21 protein-coding genes are annotated in these 20,569 nt (G+C 38.0%); 10 read left to right on the forward strand and 11 right to left on the reverse strand.

Translation table 11 applies throughout. The features are described 5' to 3' along the window. Nucleotides 1-8: 8 nt before the first annotated feature. Entirely contained in the window at nt 9-275 is a 267-nt protein-coding gene (locus CZ487_RS14325; RefSeq protein WP_237562889.1) for a DUF1292 domain-containing protein, read from the reverse strand. Between the two features lie 233 nt (nt 276-508). On the opposite strand from CZ487_RS14325, the gene CZ487_RS14330 reads away from it, so the two are divergent. The 5 genes from CZ487_RS14330 to CZ487_RS14350 all read left to right on the forward strand — a co-directional run bounded on the left by CZ487_RS14330 (nt 509) and on the right by CZ487_RS14350 (nt 4,497). Continuing rightward, entirely contained in the window at nt 509-883 is a 375-nt protein-coding gene (locus CZ487_RS14330) for a hypothetical protein (RefSeq protein WP_077212978.1), read from the forward strand. After that, a complete protein-coding gene (locus CZ487_RS14335; RefSeq protein WP_077212979.1) occupies nt 873-1,346 on the forward strand; it encodes a hypothetical protein in 474 nt (157 codons plus the stop codon). The genes CZ487_RS14330 and CZ487_RS14335 overlap by 11 nt, the downstream gene beginning before the upstream one ends. A 70-nt stretch (nt 1,347-1,416) precedes the next feature. Beyond that, nucleotides 1,417-1,983: a class I SAM-dependent methyltransferase gene (locus CZ487_RS14340; RefSeq protein ID WP_077212980.1), complete on the forward strand. Its 567-nt coding sequence runs from the start codon at nt 1,417-1,419 to the stop codon at nt 1,981-1,983. 210 nt (nt 1,984-2,193) lie between these two features. Beyond that, nucleotides 2,194-2,478: a putative quinol monooxygenase gene (locus CZ487_RS14345; protein WP_077212981.1), complete on the forward strand. Its 285-nt coding sequence runs from the start codon at nt 2,194-2,196 to the stop codon at nt 2,476-2,478. Nucleotides 2,479-2,868: 390 nt separating this feature from the next. Then, a complete protein-coding gene (locus CZ487_RS14350) occupies nt 2,869-4,497 on the forward strand; it encodes an MDR family MFS transporter (protein WP_077212982.1) in 1,629 nt (542 codons plus the stop codon). Nucleotides 4,498-4,532: 35 nt separating this feature from the next. On the opposite strand, the gene CZ487_RS14355 is transcribed toward CZ487_RS14350, so the two are convergent. Beyond that, entirely contained in the window at nt 4,533-4,748 is a 216-nt protein-coding gene (locus CZ487_RS14355) for a hypothetical protein (protein ID WP_077212983.1), read from the reverse strand. A 239-nt stretch (nt 4,749-4,987) separates the two neighbouring features. Here CZ487_RS14355 and CZ487_RS14360 point away from each other — a divergent pair, with 239 nt between their 5' ends. Continuing rightward, a complete protein-coding gene (locus CZ487_RS14360) occupies nt 4,988-6,637 on the forward strand; it encodes a hypothetical protein (protein ID WP_077212984.1) in 1,650 nt (549 codons plus the stop codon). A gap of 152 nt (nt 6,638-6,789) precedes the next feature. Here the strand turns inward: CZ487_RS14360 and CZ487_RS14365 are convergent, their stop codons facing one another. After that, nucleotides 6,790-7,758, reverse strand: a complete 969-nt coding sequence (locus tag CZ487_RS14365; RefSeq protein WP_077212985.1) for a DMT family transporter — start codon at nt 7,756-7,758, stop codon at nt 6,790-6,792. A gap of 145 nt (nt 7,759-7,903) precedes the next feature. Here CZ487_RS14365 and CZ487_RS14370 point away from each other — a divergent pair, with 145 nt between their 5' ends. From CZ487_RS14370 to CZ487_RS14385, 4 genes are all read left to right on the forward strand, one after another. Next, a complete protein-coding gene (locus tag CZ487_RS14370) occupies nt 7,904-8,758 on the forward strand; it encodes a LysR family transcriptional regulator (RefSeq protein ID WP_077212986.1) in 855 nt (284 codons plus the stop codon). Between the two features lie 157 nt (nt 8,759-8,915). Continuing rightward, the gene (locus tag CZ487_RS14375; protein ID WP_077212987.1) at nt 8,916-9,566 is read left to right on the forward strand and encodes an NUDIX hydrolase; all 651 of its coding nucleotides are present in this window, start codon (nt 8,916-8,918) and stop codon (nt 9,564-9,566) included. Nucleotides 9,567-9,720: 154 nt separating this feature from the next. After that, nucleotides 9,721-10,170 (forward strand): LAGLIDADG family homing endonuclease, encoded by a 450-nt coding sequence (locus CZ487_RS14380; protein ID WP_077212988.1) that lies wholly within the window; start codon nt 9,721-9,723, stop codon nt 10,168-10,170. Between the two features lie 3 nt (nt 10,171-10,173). Then, on the forward strand, nt 10,174-10,545 hold the full coding sequence (locus CZ487_RS14385; protein ID WP_077212989.1) for an rRNA methyltransferase: 372 nt from the start codon (nt 10,174-10,176) through the stop codon (nt 10,543-10,545). Between the two features lie 469 nt (nt 10,546-11,014). On the opposite strand, the gene CZ487_RS14390 is transcribed toward CZ487_RS14385, so the two are convergent. From CZ487_RS14390 to CZ487_RS14425, 8 genes are all read right to left on the reverse strand, one after another. Beyond that, on the reverse strand, nt 11,015-12,235 hold the full coding sequence (locus CZ487_RS14390) for an acyl-CoA dehydrogenase family protein (protein ID WP_077212990.1): 1,221 nt from the start codon (nt 12,233-12,235) through the stop codon (nt 11,015-11,017). Between the two features lie 64 nt (nt 12,236-12,299). Further along, nucleotides 12,300-13,103: a cyclase family protein gene (locus tag CZ487_RS14395; RefSeq protein ID WP_077212991.1), complete on the reverse strand. Its 804-nt coding sequence runs from the start codon at nt 13,101-13,103 to the stop codon at nt 12,300-12,302. A gap of 34 nt (nt 13,104-13,137) precedes the next feature. Beyond that, nucleotides 13,138-14,139 carry a hydroxyacid dehydrogenase gene (locus tag CZ487_RS14400; RefSeq protein ID WP_077212992.1) on the reverse strand — a complete coding sequence of 334 codons (1,002 nt, stop codon included), beginning with the start codon at nt 14,137-14,139 and terminating at the stop codon, nt 13,138-13,140. 26 nt (nt 14,140-14,165) lie between these two features. Beyond that, entirely contained in the window at nt 14,166-15,821 is a 1,656-nt protein-coding gene (locus CZ487_RS14405; protein ID WP_077212993.1) for a thiamine pyrophosphate-binding protein, read from the reverse strand. A gap of 26 nt (nt 15,822-15,847) precedes the next feature. Continuing rightward, nucleotides 15,848-16,927 (reverse strand): mandelate racemase/muconate lactonizing enzyme family protein, encoded by a 1,080-nt coding sequence (locus CZ487_RS14410; RefSeq protein ID WP_077212994.1) that lies wholly within the window; start codon nt 16,925-16,927, stop codon nt 15,848-15,850. 34 nt (nt 16,928-16,961) lie between these two features. Continuing rightward, a complete protein-coding gene (locus CZ487_RS14415; RefSeq protein WP_077212995.1) occupies nt 16,962-18,083 on the reverse strand; it encodes a mandelate racemase/muconate lactonizing enzyme family protein in 1,122 nt (373 codons plus the stop codon). A 31-nt stretch (nt 18,084-18,114) separates the two neighbouring features. Continuing rightward, on the reverse strand, nt 18,115-19,485 hold the full coding sequence (locus CZ487_RS14420; RefSeq protein ID WP_077212996.1) for an MFS transporter: 1,371 nt from the start codon (nt 19,483-19,485) through the stop codon (nt 18,115-18,117). A gap of 181 nt (nt 19,486-19,666) precedes the next feature. Next, nucleotides 19,667-20,494 carry an aldo/keto reductase gene (locus CZ487_RS14425; protein ID WP_077212997.1) on the reverse strand — a complete coding sequence of 276 codons (828 nt, stop codon included), beginning with the start codon at nt 20,492-20,494 and terminating at the stop codon, nt 19,667-19,669. Nucleotides 20,495-20,569: the final 75 nt, after the last annotated feature.

A 20,569-nucleotide genomic window follows, 5' to 3' on the forward strand; every position in this document is an offset into this window, starting at 1 on the left:
AATCCTAGTTATTCAGCTGGATTTGCATCTACGGCAATTTCATACGCATCGAGAAGCATTTCTTTATCATCTGCGTTATCTAAACCGATAAGATGCTGTCCATTCTCATCTTCTTCAACTTGCATAATAAACGTATCATCCTGGTCGTAAGCTGATCTTAATAATGCGTATGTTTTATCTTTAATATCAAACAAGGCCTCAACAGCAAATTGTTGTTCTTGTCCATTTTCGTCCGTGACTGTGATATAATCCCTTAATTCATCATTCTTCATCATTGTACACCTCCAGTGAAATTTCAAGGTTAGTATTTCCCTGTTGCTTTATTTTCATTTCTTTATTAACTGTCTGTAACAGGACTTAAGATGTTGCTGTCGGTAATTCTTTCCATTCAAATGTGAAAACTTCGACCTTTTGTAGTATTTTGGTGAAATTAATCGAAAAAACTCGTTTTTGAATGTATAATAGTAAATTGCAAGTGTATGTTTCATTGAGGGAGGATTACAATTAAATGGAATGGGCATTAACAATCTTATTCTGTATTGCGGCTGGTTTGCTGATTTGGTCAACAATAAAAGCAAAACAAGATCAACGAGCAAAACAGCGGGAAATGGATACATCCTATGTTGCACTGATGGAAGAAATTACAAAACTGCAAAAGCATGTACGCAGTGTTGAACTAGATGGAGAAATAACTGCACAAGTAGCCGGCATCTCCGGTGAGGAACGTGCATTATTGAGAAACCTCCTAGATTTATACAAGCGCGGCTACACTGTTGAAGGAATTGCTGCGAACTTGGAGATAAGTGAAAACGAAGTAAAACGTTTAATAGCTCCTTATATGTCATCAAAAGGCGAAAGGAGAAAAGTTGCCAATGACCGCTAAAGGGATGCGCAGTTTTGCCGCAGGACTAATTGTTGCTGCGGGTGTACTTGCAGCTGTTTACTATTCGGGTCCAACCGAGGAAACGAAAGCACAGGCACCTAAAAGTTTGACTGAAGAGGAAATGAAGACGACACTAGCTTCTAGTGGGTATGTCATTCTGACTGAAGAAGAATTGAATGAGCAGCTTGCAGCTGTTGAACAAAAGGAGCCAAAGCAAGAAGCTGTTAAGGAACAAAAAGACCAAAAAGAAAAAGTGGTTTACCGCACAATTATCAATGTTGCATCTGGCATGACGAGCATTGATGTAGGAAATGCATTGGTACAGGGAAAAATCATTGATAATGCAAAAACCTTTTTTAATGAAGTGGAAAAAAGAGGGTTATCAAATGAATTGCGGCCTGGAACGTTTGAACTAGACAGCAGCATGACAATGGATGAAGTCATTGCGATTATTTTTAAATGATAAGATAGTATGAGAGACTGCATTATAATAGTAATGCAGTCTCTATTTTGTTTAAGGAGGTCAGAGCCCTATGAATTCGAGAGAAAAGTGGAATGGGAAGTACCAAGAACGATTAAACGATTTTAAGCAACCCAATCCAAATACAAGATTAACTAATCTTTCTAATTATCTAAAAGGTGGATTCGCACTAGATCTAGCTTGTGGCCTTGGTGGTAACAGCCTGTTTCTTGCAGGGCAGGGTTATGCTGTAGATGCCATCGACATATCTGATGTGGCGATTACCTATTTAAAAGAACATACTGAAGTGCAAAACTTATCAATCACTGCAAAACAATGTGATTTGACTAATTTAGACAGTCTCAACTTCCAAAATGAGTTCTATGATCTTGCTGTTATTACATACTATCTTGATCGAAAAATCTTCCCGTATTTAAAGACACTTATTAAAGAGAATGGATATATATTTATAGAGACGTTTTATTTGGCAGAAGAAAATAAAAATGAGCACATCTCAAATGAGTACAAGCTTCAACCTCAAGAATTACTCCGGGAATTTTCTGATTGGCTGATTCTTTATTATGAAGAAAATGAACAGGACGGAAGGCAAACCATTTTCTGTAAAAAATCTCAGAAATAAACATAGAGAACATATCCCGGCGGGAATTTCCATCTCCGAAAAACTACTAGACACGCATGCAAGTTAAATAATTCATCGCCTCCCACGTACCTGAATAGTATAAATTTTTAAAAAATTTACTATAAAAGTCTTTCTAAAGCAGGTATAAATAGAATAAAATAGAGAAAACATGAATGACAGCCTGACAAATTAAGAGGGGGAGGAATTTATATGGCATCTATTAATATTACAGCCGTTATTAAAGCTAAGGAAGGTCTTGGAAACCAATTAAAAGAGGAACTAAAAAAAGTACAGGTACTATCACAGCAGGAAGAAGGCAACATTAAATATGATCTTTTTCAATCAAATGAGAATACCTTTATTTTTCAAGAAGAATGGGCGACAAAAGAAGCATTAAAGAATCATGCGCAAGCGCCGCATTTTCTGGAATATCGGGATCGTTCTGCCGATTTAGTTTTAGATCGAGATGTGTATATGTTAAGGAAAGTAGAATAGTGCATTAGGAAGTTTATAGGCATGAGTCCGTACTTGAACGGACCCATGTCTATTATTTTTTGGCTATCATGTGCGGCAGGAGCATTTATGTCAATTTTGTGAACATTCTATTGACGAACCATTAAACTTAACTATACAATAAATGGTAATATACTTTTCCGAACATTTAGATTTTTTATAAAATCAAGTCATTCCCTAAATCATTAGCTCTTACTTAAGTAGTGTGTTTTAAACATACGTGCTATTGGGTTGACGATAAGCATATCTTATTAATGTTAACACACTGTAATACCCTGGTATGTTTATGACGATCGCCATATTACCATTGCAAAAAGAACCCACTTTGGTAAGGAGGATTAGAGAAGGGTCATAAAAAAGGAGAGGGGCAAGATGGAAAGTCTTGAGTTTAAGAAAAAGATCGTAATCATGTTAGCTGTCATGTCAGCGATGTTATTCGCTGCCCTTAATCAAACAATTGTGGGTACAGCTCTGCCTAAGATCATTTCTGAACTGCAAGGAATCAACTATTACAGCTGGGTCTTTACCATGTTCATGCTAGCATCGAGTGTTACCGCTATATTGGTAGGTAAATTATCGGATATATATGGACGTAAAATCTTTATTTTAGTAGGAATCGGCATCTTTACTTTAGGATCATTTCTTTGCGGCCTAGCCAATACCATGGTGCAGCTGATTATTTTCCGCGGCATTCAGGGGTTTGGAGCTGGGATGATTATGTCAACATCCTTTACTGTTGTCGGAGATTTATTTTCTCCAAGAGAAAGAGGTAAATGGCAAGGGTTAATGACCAGCATTTTTGGTATTTCAAGCTTAATCGGACCCACATTAGGCGGCTGGATTGTTGATAATGCAGACTGGCATTGGGTATTTTGGGTGTTTTTACCCGTTGGCGTTGTAGCTTTTATAATGATCTTAATTATTTATCCAAGTCACACAGTTAAGGCAAAAGAGCCAATTGACTATTTTGGATCTATATTCATATCATTAACGATCATTCCATTACTGCTTGCTCTCACATGGGGAGGAAATGAGTATGAATGGTCATCAACTCCGATTCTGCTGCTATTTGCGGGTACTATCATCGCTTTTTTCTTCTTTATTTATACAGAAAAAAGAGTTACGAGTCCTGTACTTCCATTAAATTTATTTAAAAATAGGATTTTTACGATCTCGAATATTATTAACCTTCTAATTGGAATAGGGATGTTCGGGGCGATTATGTATATGCCGTTTTTCATTCAAGGTGCGCTTGGTTCATCTGCAACTAAGTCGGGGCTTATTATGATGCCGATGACATTTTGTATGGTTTGTACGAGTGCGATATGTGGTCAGTTAATATCTAAAACTGGTAAATATAAAATATTCGTTATTCTTGGTTTACTTGTAATGGGAACAGGGATGTTCTCTTTATCATTTATGGATTTACATACTACAAGCATAAGAGCCGTGATTAATATTATTATTGTAGGAGTTGGAATAGGACTTTGTCTTCCAGTCGTCACGTTAGCTGTGCAAAACGCCGTGTCCCAAAAATTATTAGGTGTCGCCACATCATCCGTGCAGCTTTTTAGACAGTTAGGAGGTACTGTAGGGGTTGCGATCATGGGAACCATCATGAATATGAGTTTGCAAAATCGGATGTCTGATGCAACAACAAATTCTGAGCTTGGAGAGCAGATTCAACAAAATCCTAATCTTCAACAACTCCAGGATCCACAAATCCTAATGAATCATGAGGAATTAACCAATATAAGAGAATCATTGTCTCCAGAGCTTCAAGTAACGATGTCCAACATGATCGCCATGGCCAGGGAGGCACTCAGCTACTCGTTAACGAATGTATTTTTTATTACGAGTATTATACTTTGCATCGGTTTTCTTTTGACATTTTTATTAAAAGAAATCCCATTGAGGCTATCCAATAGTGTGAAGGAGGAAGAGACACCCGCCCCAAGCCCGTGTCAAAAAAAGGAAACATCAGCATTTTCAAATCATTGATGTCTTAAAAGTCTTGCTGCCGCAGCAAGACTTTTTTATTTCTTCTTCTTAGTATCCTTAGCGGATGGTTTTGGTTTTTGTACTTTTTCAAAGAGCACATGCACATGAATCGTATGATCGTCAATTTGTGTGATAGAAGCAACTTTTCCTTTACGGCCTTTGATTTTAATGTTTTCGTTCAAGACAGGAACTGTGCTGCGAAGTTGTGTCAAAACCACATTATTGTGGTCAAAAAAATGAATGACTGTCATCGATTTTTCCTCCTTCATTCAGCCTAAGTGAGGGATGAGGAAATCCACCGTCTCCTTACTAAACTATTTTGACGTTTTTGATTTTAGACCGGACTATTTAGTGATAATTTATTTGTTTTATCCGCATGGCGATATATGCTATTCAAACACTTAAAGATGTATGAAAGTCTGCAATGATACCTATTTGACTGGTATAATTTTGGCGTTTTTACAGAAAATGTAGAAACGGAGGTGGGGATGTGTTCAATCAGATAAAATTTTTCGTAATGTTTTGTTTTGTGGTTGTGCTGGCGGTTATAAATTCTGAACAAGTATATTCTTCTGAATTACCTCAAGAGAAGGCTTCCATTTCCTTACCAAACTCTGCACAATTAAATTTGGAAGTACAAGGAAAACTACTGCAAAAAAGCAATAGTAGTCAAAATAAAAATATTCGTTCGAAGGATATAACTACTGTTTATGAAGTTGTTGAAGATCATAAGAATGTTGGTTCACTTAATGTAACCATTAGAGAATTAGATAACGGAGATTTTTTCATCTTCACCCAATTAAAGAATAATAGCAGCAATGGATATGACGCTTCCATATCAATGCCTATAAGCGGAAATGTAAGGTACAATCTGACTGATTTTGAACGAACGGAAATTCAACGTGAACATCATCATGTGTATGGAATTGACCCAACAACCTATCCTGTTGGTCTATTGAAGGTTAGAGAATATGATCAATTGGTCACTAATATGATGATTAGTCGAAACTACGTTTCAAAAGAACTTGTAAAAGAATATGAAAATGGAGAGAAGAGTGTGCTCCGTGAATTGACAAGTGAGAATAAAGCTTTGAATTTAGCTATGGATAATAGTGGTCTCACTGTCACTCTTCCACTCCATTCAACAGGCAATGATCTATCTGAAAATTGGATGCTGGTGTCTAAAGAGCCTCTTTTTAAGGATAAGGAAGTTCTGGATGAATGGATAGCGCGAACATCAAAACAATATACCGAAATTAATAAATGGTTTACAGCGAAAGGACCTTACAGCAAACTCCCTTGGTCCATCGAACCTGGAACGACGTTAGGATATGGGCGTAATCTTGTAACCGTTCAAGATAAAAAAGCATTAAATCACTATGATGCTACAAAGGAAAGATATTTCTATGATCTCATTTTAAACTCTGTTGCGAATTTATTTATCTTTCAGGGAGAGAAAGAGGGATTATGGGAAACAGAATACACAAGTACATGGCTGAAAAGGGATTATGGTATAAATGCGCCATATGTTGATACAAGACACAATGAAAATATAGCGCTATTTTTGAAGCATACGGGGGAATTACTAGATATCGATGAGCTAAAGAAGGCCAATATTATGTATGCTGACTTCTTGGTTAACCAGGTGGAGATTGGAAACATCATTGAAATACCAAATGGCGGTTATTTTGTGACAGATTATTATTCCCCCCAGCAGACAAGAAAGACACATGTTTCCTTAAACCACGCTTTAGGAGAAATGAACTTTTTATTAGAGACCTATCAACAAACAAAGAAAAAAGCCTATTTAGAAGTAGCAAAAAATATGAGATTGGCAGTAGAAAATATTGGAGAAAAGTGGGTGCGCGATAACGGTGATGTATGGTACCAAATAAATGGCGATCTCACCTTTGGAGGCACAGACTACCCTTTATTAACATTAGAAGATCTATTGAAATCACAAAAGCATTGGGAGGAAGCGGGAGAAAAGAGAAGTGACATGTTTGATCTGCTCATTCGTTCTAAAACAAAATATCTTGTTGATAGCAAACAAGAAATTCTTGGTCATGTAGCGAATGCACTTGCCGAACAAGGGTTTGAGGAAATAATTGATGGCTACGAAAATATTTCAAAGTTTTAAATAGTTCGGATTGGATTACTAGAGCAGGATTTCTTATGCCCCTTAGAGCATCTTTCGAGCGTAAAAGGAGAAAACATTTAAATGTTTTCTCCTTTTTTATTGCTAATTATCGTAAGTCCAGTATCAAGTTTCTCTCCTAAGTAGTACAGTTGTTAGGAGGTCCGCTCACGCAATTTGGTTTGAACATGCACTTTGGATTCTTTCTTTTGTGATATTCGTACAAAAATATTATTAGACACAAGCGAAACAATGATAAAGACCGTACCAATGAGATCGAACGATGTTACAGGACTTCCTTGGATGATCGCAATTAAAAGGGTTGTAACGGGAACAAAGTTAATAAATAGGAGCCCATTTAATGGTGATAATATTCCCACACCGATATTCCAGCCAAGTAATGCAATGACACCAGGGAAAATTGTCATAAACAATAAATGCGGGCTCACAATTTTAATAGCTTCTACCGATGGAACTGATATATATCCTGTAAATGTTACCCCTGCGGTTACCACAATAGCTGTAACCGTACCTAGTAAACAACTTAGGGTTGAATACCGTAAAGCTGACCAGCCCCTAAACTTACTGCCGCCCATTGTGTAAATGACCCACCCAATAACGGCAATGAGGATAAGCAGGGAAGGGATGATATCTTCCGTTGCTCCTAAAAATGCTTTAATATCCCCTTTTGTTATTACTAACACAGCACCGATAAAGGACACAATTACACAGAGTAATGTAAAAAGATGGGGGCTTTTCTTAAAGATCACCCATGCAATCACGATTGATATCATTGGCATTAATGATTCCATAATTGATGCCACCATTACTCCTGGTTCTCCTAATAAATCCTCTCCCCAAAAGATGAAAAGATTATAAACCGTAAAGGCCATTGTGCCGTAGAACCATAGCTTGAGACCTTTTCCTTCAAAACGAAAGGCCTTCTTTCCTTCTTTCCATAAAAGCAACACAACTAAAATTATCGTAACAGATCCATAACGGATGATTGTAAAATAGAAGGGGTCAATATGTTTGAAGGCCGCATGTGCCACTGGAAACATTGCTCCCCATGAAACAGCAGCAATAAAACATAAGATGGCTCCTAATAATAAACTATTTTTCAATGATCCTCTACCTCCCTCACTAAGCTGACTTAATTCATTATCTATGTATTTAATTATCTTGTAAAACGAATAAAAATAATGATTATTATCATTTTTATTGATACCATAGAAAGTAAGAGCGCGAATGATAAAAGGGGGATAACAAATGGAATTTAAAGACTTAGAGATTTTTCAAAGGGTAGCGGAAAAGGGAACGATCACAGAAGCGGCAAAAGAGTTTCGATATGTGCAATCGAATATTACTTCGAGAATACAAAAGCTCGAAACGGAATTGAATACACCTTTGTTCAACCGGCATCGCCGCGGTATGAGTTTGACCCCAGAAGGAAAAAAACTCTTAACTTATTGTGAAAAAATATTACGATTAACAGATGAAATGAAAAAAGCCGTTCAAAGTAAAGACGAACCTCATGGAAAACTAGAAATCGGCACAGTTGAAACTGTCATTCGTTTACCCCAAATATTATCTACCTATATCAAAAAATATAAAAATGTGGATTTGTCACTATATACAGGAGTCACGGAAAATTTAGAGCAAGATGTTTTAAATCATAAGTTAGACGGAGCGTTCGTGACAGAATCAAAGTTTCATTCCGACCTTGTATCACATGAGGTCTTTCAAGAGGAGCTTGTCTTAATTTCTGATAACAGTGTCTCTAAATTGGAAGAATTAGAGGGGCTGCCTATTCTATGCTTTAGTGAAGGGTGTGGATATCGATCACGTCTCAGCGCATGGTATAAAGACCATAACAAAACGCCACAAAAAATAATGGAATTCGGTACATTAGAGACGATTCTGCGGAGTGTGGCAATGGGACTAGGGATTACATTTGTTCCAAGATCAGCAGTCTCTCATATGGAACAAAGCGGACTGATCCGATGTCATTTACTTCCAGATCAATATAGTAAAATTAAAACCGTTTTTATAAGAAGAGCAGATACTTACTTAACTTCAAGTATTGAAAAATTCATCGAAACAATTGAAATGAATAAGCAGTAATTCATTAGAAGCTGTAAACGGGGTGGGGAGGACGAAATGTTTTTCCCCACCCTGTTTCTGTGTTCAAGATTTTAACAAACAGTTAATTTAAAAGGATTCTATATTTGTTATGTTGAATATATATGTATATGTGATGTTTAAGAAAGGTGGTAAAGAATTGACAGTAGTTCCTAGAAAGGCGTCGACCGTTGTTTTAATGGATCAGGACTTAAAAACGTATTTAACCAAGCGACCGCTTACGATGAAATTTTTTGGGGGACATTATGTTTTTCCTGGAGGTGCAATAGAACAAAGTGACCTGGATATAAGTAATGAATACATGAAAGGTCAAAACTTGAATCCAACATTTGAAAAACCTCATTATGTAGCGGCAGCGAGAGAATTATTTGAAGAAGTCGGGATATTAATAAGTGATGACCTTTCGAATCTGCCTCATGATAAAATCAATGAGTATCGACAGCTTCTCAAAAATAAAGAAATTTCTTTTTTACAAATGTTAATACAAAAAGATATTACAATTAACCTAGACCGCTTACGTTATTTTGGACATCGTGTGACATCAAAAGGAAGACCCATTCGTTTTGATACAAGATTCTTTCTTACACAACTGCCAAAAGGACAAACCCCATTACCTGACTTCAGCGAGATTGATGAAGCAAGATGGTATACCCCTAAAGAAGCACTAACTGCACATGAAAATGAAGAAATTGCCTTACCTCTGCCTACGATTCTTGCACTGAATTCCATCATTGATCATCTGGAAGGAAAACCTTTAATATTACCAGGTCGTAAACCTGAATCCAATTGAATGCAGATTCCAAATATATAAATATAATCTATACATGCTGAGGAAGGTGAATAGGCCTTCCTCTTTATTTTAGTTTACATAATCAATAGAAATCATTCTATTTAATTGCATAAAAGAACATTCGTTCGTATAATAGAGATAGATAATATCACCGATGAAAAGCTCAATTCGACCAACAAGATTAACTCCAACACTAATCATTAATTCGAAAGTGATTAAAAACGATCTTGAAAACTTAGGTATCGTAGCAAATAAATCGTTAACTGTAGCATTTCCACCTGTACCAGAAGAGTACCTGCCTTCGTTTATTAGAGGAGTTATTGATGGTGATGGGTGGGTTCAACGAACTGGTTATGTAATGAATATTACAACCGGAAGTTTGCTTTTTGCAATTGGTCTTTACTCTGTATTTGAAGAATGGAGACTACGTACAGAGATTACTCGAACTACTAGTCAAACAGGTAACTCTATATATCGAGTTTGGGTTAAAGGAAAAAAAGATCTCCCTAAATTGGCAGATATTATTTATAATACTACCTATGATAACTATATTACGTATAAAAAAGAAAACATGACACGACATAAAACGGAAGAGGAGTTGTAATATATGTGGAAAAAAGGAGAAGGAAAACTAATACAAATTCCTGACCCCAGCAGAGTAAAATTTAGAACCAATATTAGTAAATCACTTCTAGAACAACTTAATAGAATTGCTGAAGAACATAACACTTATGTAAACTATCTGATTGAAACTGGATTAAGGAACGTTTTATCTCAAAATGTTATAATTTTTAATAAGGAAACTAGACCTAAAGATCGTGTCCAGTATAAAACAACCTACGATGAATCATTATTAAACGATGCAAAAGAGTTTGCTAAGAAACATAATCTGTACTTAAATGATTTAATTGAATATAGCGCAAAATTTATTGATTTAGAACATATTAAAAAAAGAGATTACAAACATAGGATTGAGTAAAGTGGGGTACTCAATCCCTTATTTTTAATTTCCTATAACGCCCCCAACATAATATACATTATCGGAAGCAATTAAAACAAAGAAAAAGCAGGTCTCAATGACAAAGTATACTTATATTTATGAGACAAAATTTAATTTTTACTTAAATTCAACTTATGATTATCTATAGTTTCCATAATAAATCATGGACTTATAACAAATCCTTAATTACAATGCCTATAAAATATCACAAGTAATTTAACAAAATATAAAATTTCGTAATTAGCTGTACTGGATGTAAACAAAATAACTTATTTACATATCTAACGCTTGATCCCCCACAATCTTTATGCTTATTTTAGTTAACATAATATTCTCATGAAAATTACCTCCTGCTGCATAATATGTATGGATATTTCTTGATTTGCCCGAAGAATAATTATCATTCTTCGGGCAAATCCATTCATTTTATATTGTTATAAAAGGATAATTATTTTGAAACGTTACGCAATCTTTTTAAATCTAACTTTGCAATTGTTTCTTTATGCACTTCATCAGGCCCATCTGCAATACTTAATGCGCGCAAACCTGCCCACATTTTTGCTAATGGGAATACATCACTGACACCGCCGCCACCATGTACTTGGATGGCTCTGTCAACGACTTTTTGGGCCATGCGTGGTGCAACCACTTTAATCATCGCAATTTCTTTCCTCGCCACTTTATTTCCAACTGTATCCATCATATAGGCTGCGTGTAGAGTTAGAAGTCTTGCTTGATCAATCTCACATCTTGACTCTGCTAACCAACTGCGAATAACACCTTGTTGTGTAAGCGGCTTGCCAAATGGAGATCTTTCTTCTGCCCTCTTAACCATCAATTCGAACGCGCGTTCGGCCATTCCAATTGCCCGCATACAGTGATGAATTCTCCCTGGCCCAAGACGCCCTTGAGCAATTTCAAAACCTCTTCCTTCTCCTAAAAGCATATTAGAAGCAGGAACACGAACATCCTTAAATTCAACCAATCCGTGACCATGTGGTGCATCGTCAAACCCAAACACAGGCAATGACCTTTTAATAGTAATTCCTGGCGTATCCATAGGAACAAGAATCATAGATTGCTGCCTATATGTTTCAGCAGTCGGGTCACTTTTTCCCATAACGATTAGCACTTTACAGCGGGGATCCATGATCCCTGACGTCCACCACTTTAAACCGTTAATAACATACTCGTCGCCTTCACGTTCAATTCTGGTGCAAATATTTGTTGCATCGGATGAAGCTACATCAGGCTCAGTCATAGCAAACGCAGACCGTATTTCCCCATTTAACAGTGGTATTAACCACTTTTCTTTTTGTTCTTCAGTGCCGTATTTCACTAATACTTCCATATTCCCAGTATCAGGAGCAGCACTGTTAAATACTTCAGGTGCAATAGAAGATCGTCCCATAATTTCTTTTAAATGAGCATATTCTAAGTTTGATAATCCTGCACCATATTGGGGATCGGAAATAAAGAGATTCCATAATCCAGCTTTTTTTGCTTTCGCTTTCATTTCTTCCATAATAGGAGGAACCTCACTCCATCTAGACTCTCCTTCATTGAGCTGGTCACGATAGGTCTGTTCGTTCGGATAAATAACCTCATCCATAAAGACTAGAAGTTTCTCTCTTAATTCTTTAACTCTATCATTCATTTCTAATAACATATTAAGTCCTCCCTAAATATTATATTTTAGTAAAAACCTCTATCAAAAAAACAAATGATCCTCCCTAAGCAATCGCAATCGGCCGAACAGGAGATCCCGTCCCACCTTTTATCCTCAAAGGAAGACAAATAAATAAAAATTCATACACTTGGCTGCTTGCTAACGCTTCTAAATTCAAAACTTCCATAATATGAATACCTTGTTCCATTAAAAGATAGCGGTGTACGGGCAGTTCATGCGTGGGTTGTTTCTCGTATGCTACCGTGTCGCTGCCTGTAATTGACATCCCTTGTTGTACTAACCAGCGTGCGCCGGATTCCGTGACGCCTGGTACTCCTTTGTCGCCTGATAAAAATAGTCTTGGATTCGAGTAATGATTTGCCCACCCGGTTCTAACTAGGACGGCATCATCCTTTTTTAACTCTATTCCTTGATTCTTAACTGCAGACTCTAAAACATCCTCTGTAATTTCAAAATCATGATCCAGTATATCGACATTAACCAAACTTGGTATATCTAATAACACGCCTCTCTTAATAATGGGCGCTGCATCCATGATACTGTGAACTTTTAGCCCTTCCGTTTTGGACTGATTCTCCTCGGCGTCAAAACCTCCGTGCAAATGACCATTGCAAGAAATATGTCCAATTGCATCAATATGTGTACCGGTATGTGTCCCGCTCGCAAAAAAGTCGTTGGCAGTGGACAAGCCCTTTTCATAAAAGGCATCGTTGTGCATCTTCCCCATTGAATAAATAAAAGGCGCATGTGCAGAATGATGAGGGACTCCTTGATATAGAGGCTGACCTAATTCAAACACCTGCCCTTCTTTTGGGACTGAAAAAATCGTTGGATCCAGTTGAAACATAAAAACCTCTCCCTCTCTCTATTTTTATAAAAACTCAAGAATGAATCTCCCAAACACTTTCATTCAACAAATTTTTAGGCTTAACGCCATTTAACGCATCTAACACTTGCTTTGCTGCAGAAAGTGATAACTTACGATTGGTTTCCTCTGTTAAACCGGCAATATGCGGCGTAGCAATGATTCTTTCATTCAAACGTTCTATTTCCTCTCGATCAGGAGGTTCAATAGGAAAGACATCAATCCCTGCCCCAGCTATTTTCCCAGATTTAACAGCTTGAACTAATGCATCCTGATCCACTACATTACCTCTAGCACAATTGATTAAGAATGACGTTGGTTTCATACACTCCAGAATACTTTGGTCAATCAAGTGATGCGTTTCTGCACTGTAGGGCAAATGAAGAGAAACATAATCTGCTTTTTCACAAATTTCTCGTACATCACGAAACCGTTCCACGCCATTCTCAATAAACACACCATCCGGAAGCAGTGGATCAAAGGCAATAATTTTTACACCAAAACCATTACTAAGAATAGATGCTGTTTCCCTTCCGATATGACCGAAGCCAATAATCCCAACCGTTTTCCCGGTTAGTTCCACACCAAGATTTTCCTGAAGGAACGATTCTCTGCTATTCCAGCCTTTTTCTTTGAGCGCATTATTGCTCATCACGATCATTTTCCCAAGTGCGAGCATCAATCCAACAACATGCTCTGCAACAGGACGCGCACCTACCCCGGCATTGTTAACAACCATGATCCCTTTCCTTGTTGCGCAATCAATATCAATATGATCGGTTCCAGTGCCGCTTGAAGAAATGATTTTTAAGATTGGAGCAGAATCCAGCAGCTCTTGATCCACCCCAGCAGGAAGCCTTACGATTATGCCGTCAGCATCATGCAGCTTTGCCAATATTTCATGTGATAATTTCTTTTGTTTTGAGTAAACAACCTCAACTTGCAGACCATTCTCTCTTAAAAAATCTTCCCCAGCACGATGGAGCATAGGATTTATCAGCACTACTTTTCTTTGCAAAACATCACGACCTTCATAATCATCTATTAGGAAAGAGCAAGCGGATAAACATCTGGCAAGACCTCGATAAGACGGGGCCCTTTTTCACTAACAACTTCATTTAACACACTCGTTATTTGGTCATTAGAATTAATTCTCCATGTTTTCCATCCCATTCCCTCTGCTACCTTTCCAAAATCCACATTCCCAATGTCTGTACCGAAATGGCGGTTTGGAAATTGTTTTTCTTGATGTGCTTGGATTGTGCCAAAAATTCCATTGTTGATGACGACGATTGTTACATCCAATCCATGTCTTGCAATCGTTTCTAATTCACCAACGGTCATCATCGAACCGCCATCACCGGCAACCCCCCATACAGGCCGATTATGTAAACTAACTTTTGCTCCCAGTGCCGAAGGAATTCCATATCCCATCGCACCGTTAACCGGACCCAAGTAGACTCGTTCTCCACCAAAAGATATGTATCGCAATAGCCAATGAGCAAAGTTACCAGCATCACTAGTAACAATCGCATTTTTTTCCATTACTTTATTGATTTCGTTAAAAACAAGATTTAAATTAGCTCTTTCGGTCCTATTTTCATCATTATTGAATCGGTTTTCAAATTGTTCCCGAAGTGAAGCAGTTCTCGGTCTATTCTTTTCCCTTAAGTTCTTCACCAGCGTCTCATCTTCTTTACAAATTTCCACTAATGCCGACAACACGCCTTTTTCTGAAGCAATAAAACCATGCAGTATTGAGTTTCCGCTTCTTCTGATACTGCCGCTGTCAATATGCTTTGCGACTTGAATAATTTGCGTATTGTCACTGATGAGAGATCCTCCGCTAACAGCTATATCTTCCATCGATTGACCAAAACCGATAATGCAGTCTGCTTGCTTCATCGCATCTGATGTTACTTTTGGAGAACCTAAACCGACTGATCCAATAAAATGAGGATGATCATTTGGAAAAGAGGAGAATCTCCTCCATGCCCCGCACACCGGAACTCCTGTTAATGACGCTAATTCTGCAAGCAATTGACTTTCCTCACCGCGAACAGCAGGCAAAGCAGAAAGAAATAATGGATATTCTGCTTGACGTATTTTTTCTAAAATAGAACAGGCAATGTCGTTTTCTTGGTCAGAAAAAGCGAGTCCGGGTGCTTTTGGCAGCAGGGCACCGTACAATGTAGAGCCAAGAATGTCAGTCGGCAGAGTAATGACTACAGGACCTTGGCGTCCATTGCAAGCCAGCCAGTACGCTTGACGCAGCACTCCAGGTAACTGTTCTACAGAGGTAATCGAAAAAACTTCCTTAGATATCGACCCAAAGAACGATTTAAAGTCAACATCTTGAAAAGCACCGCTCTGCATAATAGATGTTGGTACTTGCCCAATCAAAGCAATCATAGGCGTCTGGTCATAGTAGGCTGTTTGAACACCAATACTTAAGTTACTTGCTCCGGGTCCCCTAGTAGCCATGCATACCGCTGGTTTTCCTGTCAATTTCCCATAAGCATCTGCTGCAAAAGAAGCCCCCGATTCATGTCTCGTTGTGATGGCTTGGATTTTGGGACTGTCATGTAAAGCATCTAGTACATGCAGAAAACTTTCTCCTGGAACAAAAAAGAATTTATCAATCTCCATTTGCTCCATCCATTTCACTAAATATTGTCCCGCCGTTATTTGTTCACTCATATTTTTCACCTCACAGTGTTATATTTTTATCGACGATACTTCTGAAGTGCCTCCTCTGATAAAACAAACCCTAGACCTGGAGTATTACTCAGCCTAATCTTGCCATTCTTTACCGCTGGTGCACCGTCAAACAACTCTTCCCACCAGCCTGGAATATATTCTGCCAAAGTACCGTTTGGTGCCGCTGCCATCAAATGGGCACTTACTTCTGTAAATGTATGAGAAGAGACAGCAATATTAAAAGAATCTGCAAGACTAGCAATCTGCATAAATTCAGTAGGTCCGCCGCATCGCATCAAATCAGGCATCAATACATCTGCCACTCCATTTTCAATTAGAGGCTTGAAGCCCGGACGAGCATAGACCGTTTCACCTGTTGCCAGCTGCTGAGGAATACTTTCTGCAACTCGTTTTGTCCCTTCTAGATCATGGATGTTAATCGGTTCCTCAAACCAGTATAAATCATATTCTTCTGTCGCTTTACCGAATCTGATGGCTTCTTGTACAGTCCAGGCTTGATTAGAATCAACCATAATTCCCAGATTGTAACCGATTTCATCACGAAGCAATTTAACCCTTTCTACATCTGCACGCCAATCTTTCTGTCCTACTTTTATTTTGTAATGTGTATGGCCTTGTTCGACATACTTAGCCGCTTCATTTACTAGGTCCTCATTGGAATAGGAGATCCACCCGCCTGTTGCATAGACCGGAACTTCATCACGGACAGCGCCAAGCATTTTATAAAGAGGGACACCCTGTTTTTTTGAAAATAAATCCCACAAAGCCGTATCAATCGCTGCGAGGGCCATAACAGGAGGACCGGCCTGGCCGATAAAACTGATCTTCCACCATAGTTCATTCCAAATTCCTCGGATATTGGAAACCTCTCTGCCAATCAGACCTTCCATCAAACTGTGAACCATCGACGTTATGGCATTTGCTTGATGATGATCAAAGCAAAATGCATAGCCTAGACCGGTTACACCTTCAGCGTGAATCTTGATGACGACATTTTCTAATCCGAGAAATTGATGTATTCCAGTTGTTAAGGGACGGTCGAATGGCATTGATAAATTTAAGACTTCAAAACGCTCTATCTTCATAACTTCACATACTCCTCTCCGTAAAACTGAACATTCAAATTAAGTATGGTTTAATATGTTCTTCGTCTATTTCTACTCCCAATCCTGGTCCAGAAGGGGTGTCAATCTTCCCATTTTCAATCTTTAACTCTTTAAAACAATGATCTCTAATTGGATCGTTCAAGAGAGTACATTCATAAGGAAGCTGGACAAAATCTCCTAATAAAGAATAAAATTGCAGTGTTGCACCGTACATGAAGCCCGAACCCCACACATGGGGTGTCACGCCTACGTTCTCTTTCTGTGCAAAGTCTTTTAGATGCTCCACCTGAGAAAATCCACCGCATAAGGAAAGTTCGGGTTGTATAATGGCAACCCCTGAATCTATTAATTTTTTAAAACCCTCCAGAGTGTACTCGTTTTCTCCGGCAGAAATCGGGATGTTAGCAGCGGATGCTAATCTGCCATACAAATGGTAGTCTGTCGGAGCAAAAGGCTCTTCCAGCCACTTTACTCCCATGTCCTGGAGGCGCCTTGCTAGTTCAACCGTTTCCTCAAATGTGTTCATTCCACAATTGACATCAACCATGATATCCACTGAGTCCGGCAATTCTTTTATAATCTGTTGTATTAGCCAACATTCCTGCTCAATCGAATAACGGCCAGCCTTCATTTTAATGGACTTATACCCCTTTTCCACAAATCCTTCTATTTCTTTCATAAAATAAGGAAGCTGGCCCATGTAATTGTCAACTTGACGGTAAAACAGACCAGTCCCATACACCGGAATGTCTTTTCTAGGTGCTGCCCCAAATAATTGACAGATCGATTTGTTTTCCATTTTTCCTTTTATATCCCAGTACGCTAGATTAAAGGCACTCTCAATGCTTCCTTGAAAATAAGGAGAAAGTTTCCCCTGAATTCTTGTACGAATCTCACCGAGAAGTTCCTCCCATTTTTCAAAACTGAAATTCACTAAATATGGAAAAAGCTCATTCATTGCTTTTCTTAATAAATCACTGTCGAAGCCATATGCGTCTCCATGGCCGACGATTCCGTCATCTGTGGTGATTTTTATAAGATTACAATACTTGCCTTCAAACCATACTAATGAATTTCCAATAGGTTGTTCAAAAGGATAATATAAAAACATGCACTCCAGCTTTTTGATTTTCAAATCACTCATCCTTTTATTTTCGTTATTAACTTCATGCTTGTTCTTCTTTCATCCGCCGTACTTGTCTGTAATAAGATAAATGGGTAAAGCCTGCTATGCATAAAAGGAAGAACAGTACGAAAAATATATTTCGATAAACTATCTCTGGTGAAAATCCTTCTTGCAAAGTAATAAGTATTCCAGAAAGAGTTGCTCCAATCCCTGCACCAACAAATTGGAGCAGCTGAAGAATACCCATGCCTGAGCCAAGGTCTTCCCTTTTTAGCAATCTGGAAACCTCATTAGAAAGTGCGGAACTTGTCATTGTAAAACCGATACTGGCAAACATATAGATAAATAGAATGTAATAGGGAGACAAGGTTGATAGAAATGCAAACAATATGGAAGATGTCATAAGAAGTCCTTGTCCAATAAAGATGATAGGCATAGATCCATAAGTATCAATGAATTTCCCTAAGTATTTCCCGGCAAACACAGCCAAAATAGCTCCGGGAAAAATCATGATACCGACCTCCAATGGTTCTTTATGAAACAAGCTAGTTAAGATGATGGGCATAAGAAATAGGTTTGCAAAGTTCAGAAGAAAGTTCGTAAATCCAATGGTTAACAGCTTTGCATATTGTTTGTTTCTTAAAAGGTACGGCTGGATAAAAGGTACATCTTTTTTGTTCAGGTAGATCCACCAGACAGCCAATAAAATCAACGAACCTATTAAAATAACATAAGAAAAAGTAGACAGAAACAGGAGTACGCCTGTAACGCATACTGCAGTTAGGACTGCGCCTGCTAAATCAAAATTTCCTTTTTTAAATATCTCTTTTGGAATCAATTTTTTAAAGACTGGCAAGAGGAAAATCACGAAAATTGTGACCATAAATAAATAATGCCAACCTAAATACTGAATGATGACACCGCCTACAACGGGACCGAGACCAAAGCCTAATGATGCACCTGCTGCAATGATGGCCATTGCTTTCCCGCGTCTTTCTATAGGAATATAGCGGCTTGTTATAATCATCCCTAAGCCTTGGACCGCACCCGCTCCAATTGCTTGAACGATCCGTGCAATTAATAAAACGTAGAATTGATTTGAATAGAAGCCTAGAACAGATGCTACAGCAAATAAGACCAGACCTATCAGCAATAACCTCGTTAATGGGATAAAATCAGAAAGCCGGCTGAACGTTAAGGTTGAAAGAGCAAATGCAATGGCATTGGCAGAAACAATCCATGCGACAGTGGAGGAGTTTAAGGACAGATCAATTAGGATGGATGGCAGAGCAATATTGAACATAGTTGAATTCATGACTACAAACCAAGTTGAAATCCCCAATATAACTATAAGTTTATTTTCTTGAATAGGAACGTTAGCCTTTGCAGCAGGTAATGTTATCGTTTGCATTTGATCACACCTAAACATATTGATATTTAATTTTACACTCAAAGAAACATATTATGGTAAAAGGTTAGCATGCTTTTTTTGCGTTTGTCAAATAATTTTTAATTTTCAATAAATTTACGCAATGCTCTTTCGCAACAGTAAGCACGCCCAACTACATTGTTAGACGTGCTATCTTTCTCTATTAATTTGAAAATGTATCCGGATCTGGACCTGTGCGTTCATCTTTATTTAATTGATCGATTTTCTCTACTTCCTCTGAAGTTAGACTAAAATCAAAGACATCAGCATTTTCAATGATTCGATGTTCCTTGACTGATTTTGGGATGGTTACAACCTCATGCTCAAGATCCCAACGAAGAACAATCTGTGCTGGCGTCTTTCCGTATTTTTCAGCAAGCTCCGTAATGACAGGATGATCTAGTATCTTCCCTCGCATTAAAGGCGCCCATGCTTCCAGCTGGATATCATTCTCTTTACAGAATTGTAAGACATCTTTTTGTGTTAAGCGTGGATGATATTCAACCTGATTAATAACTGGTTTAACTTCACAGCTGCTTAGTAAATCCTCTAAATGATGAACCTTAAAGTTACATACACCAATCGCACGAACTTTTCCTTCATGATAAAGCTTTTCAAGTGCTCTCCACGTATCTTTAAATTTACCTTTGACAGGCCAGTGAATAAGAAATAAATCTATGTATTCTAAGTCAAGTTTTTTTCTGCTTTCTTCAAATGAAGCCAATGTATTTTCGTAACCCTGCATGTCATTCCAGACTTTCGTTGTGACAAAGATTTCTTCACGAGGAATTCCAGACTCTTTTATGGCCTTGCCTACACCCGCTTCATTTTGATAAAAAGCAGCTGTATCGATGCTGCGATAGCCATGCTTTAGGGCAGTATTAACGGCATTTTCTACTTCTGCGCCCTCTTCTGATTTATAAACACCGAGACCAAACCAAGGCATCTTCACACCATTATTCAGAACTGTGCAGCTACTAAGATCTTTCATTTATTAAGCCTCCATTAGCAATGATTATGATTGAAAGTAGTTAACAATTATAGTTTATCATGTGTGATCATTTAG

This window comes from Robertmurraya dakarensis, from assembly GCF_900156875.1.
Taxonomy (GTDB): Bacteria; Bacillota; Bacilli; order Bacillales; family Cytobacillaceae; genus Robertmurraya; species Robertmurraya dakarensis.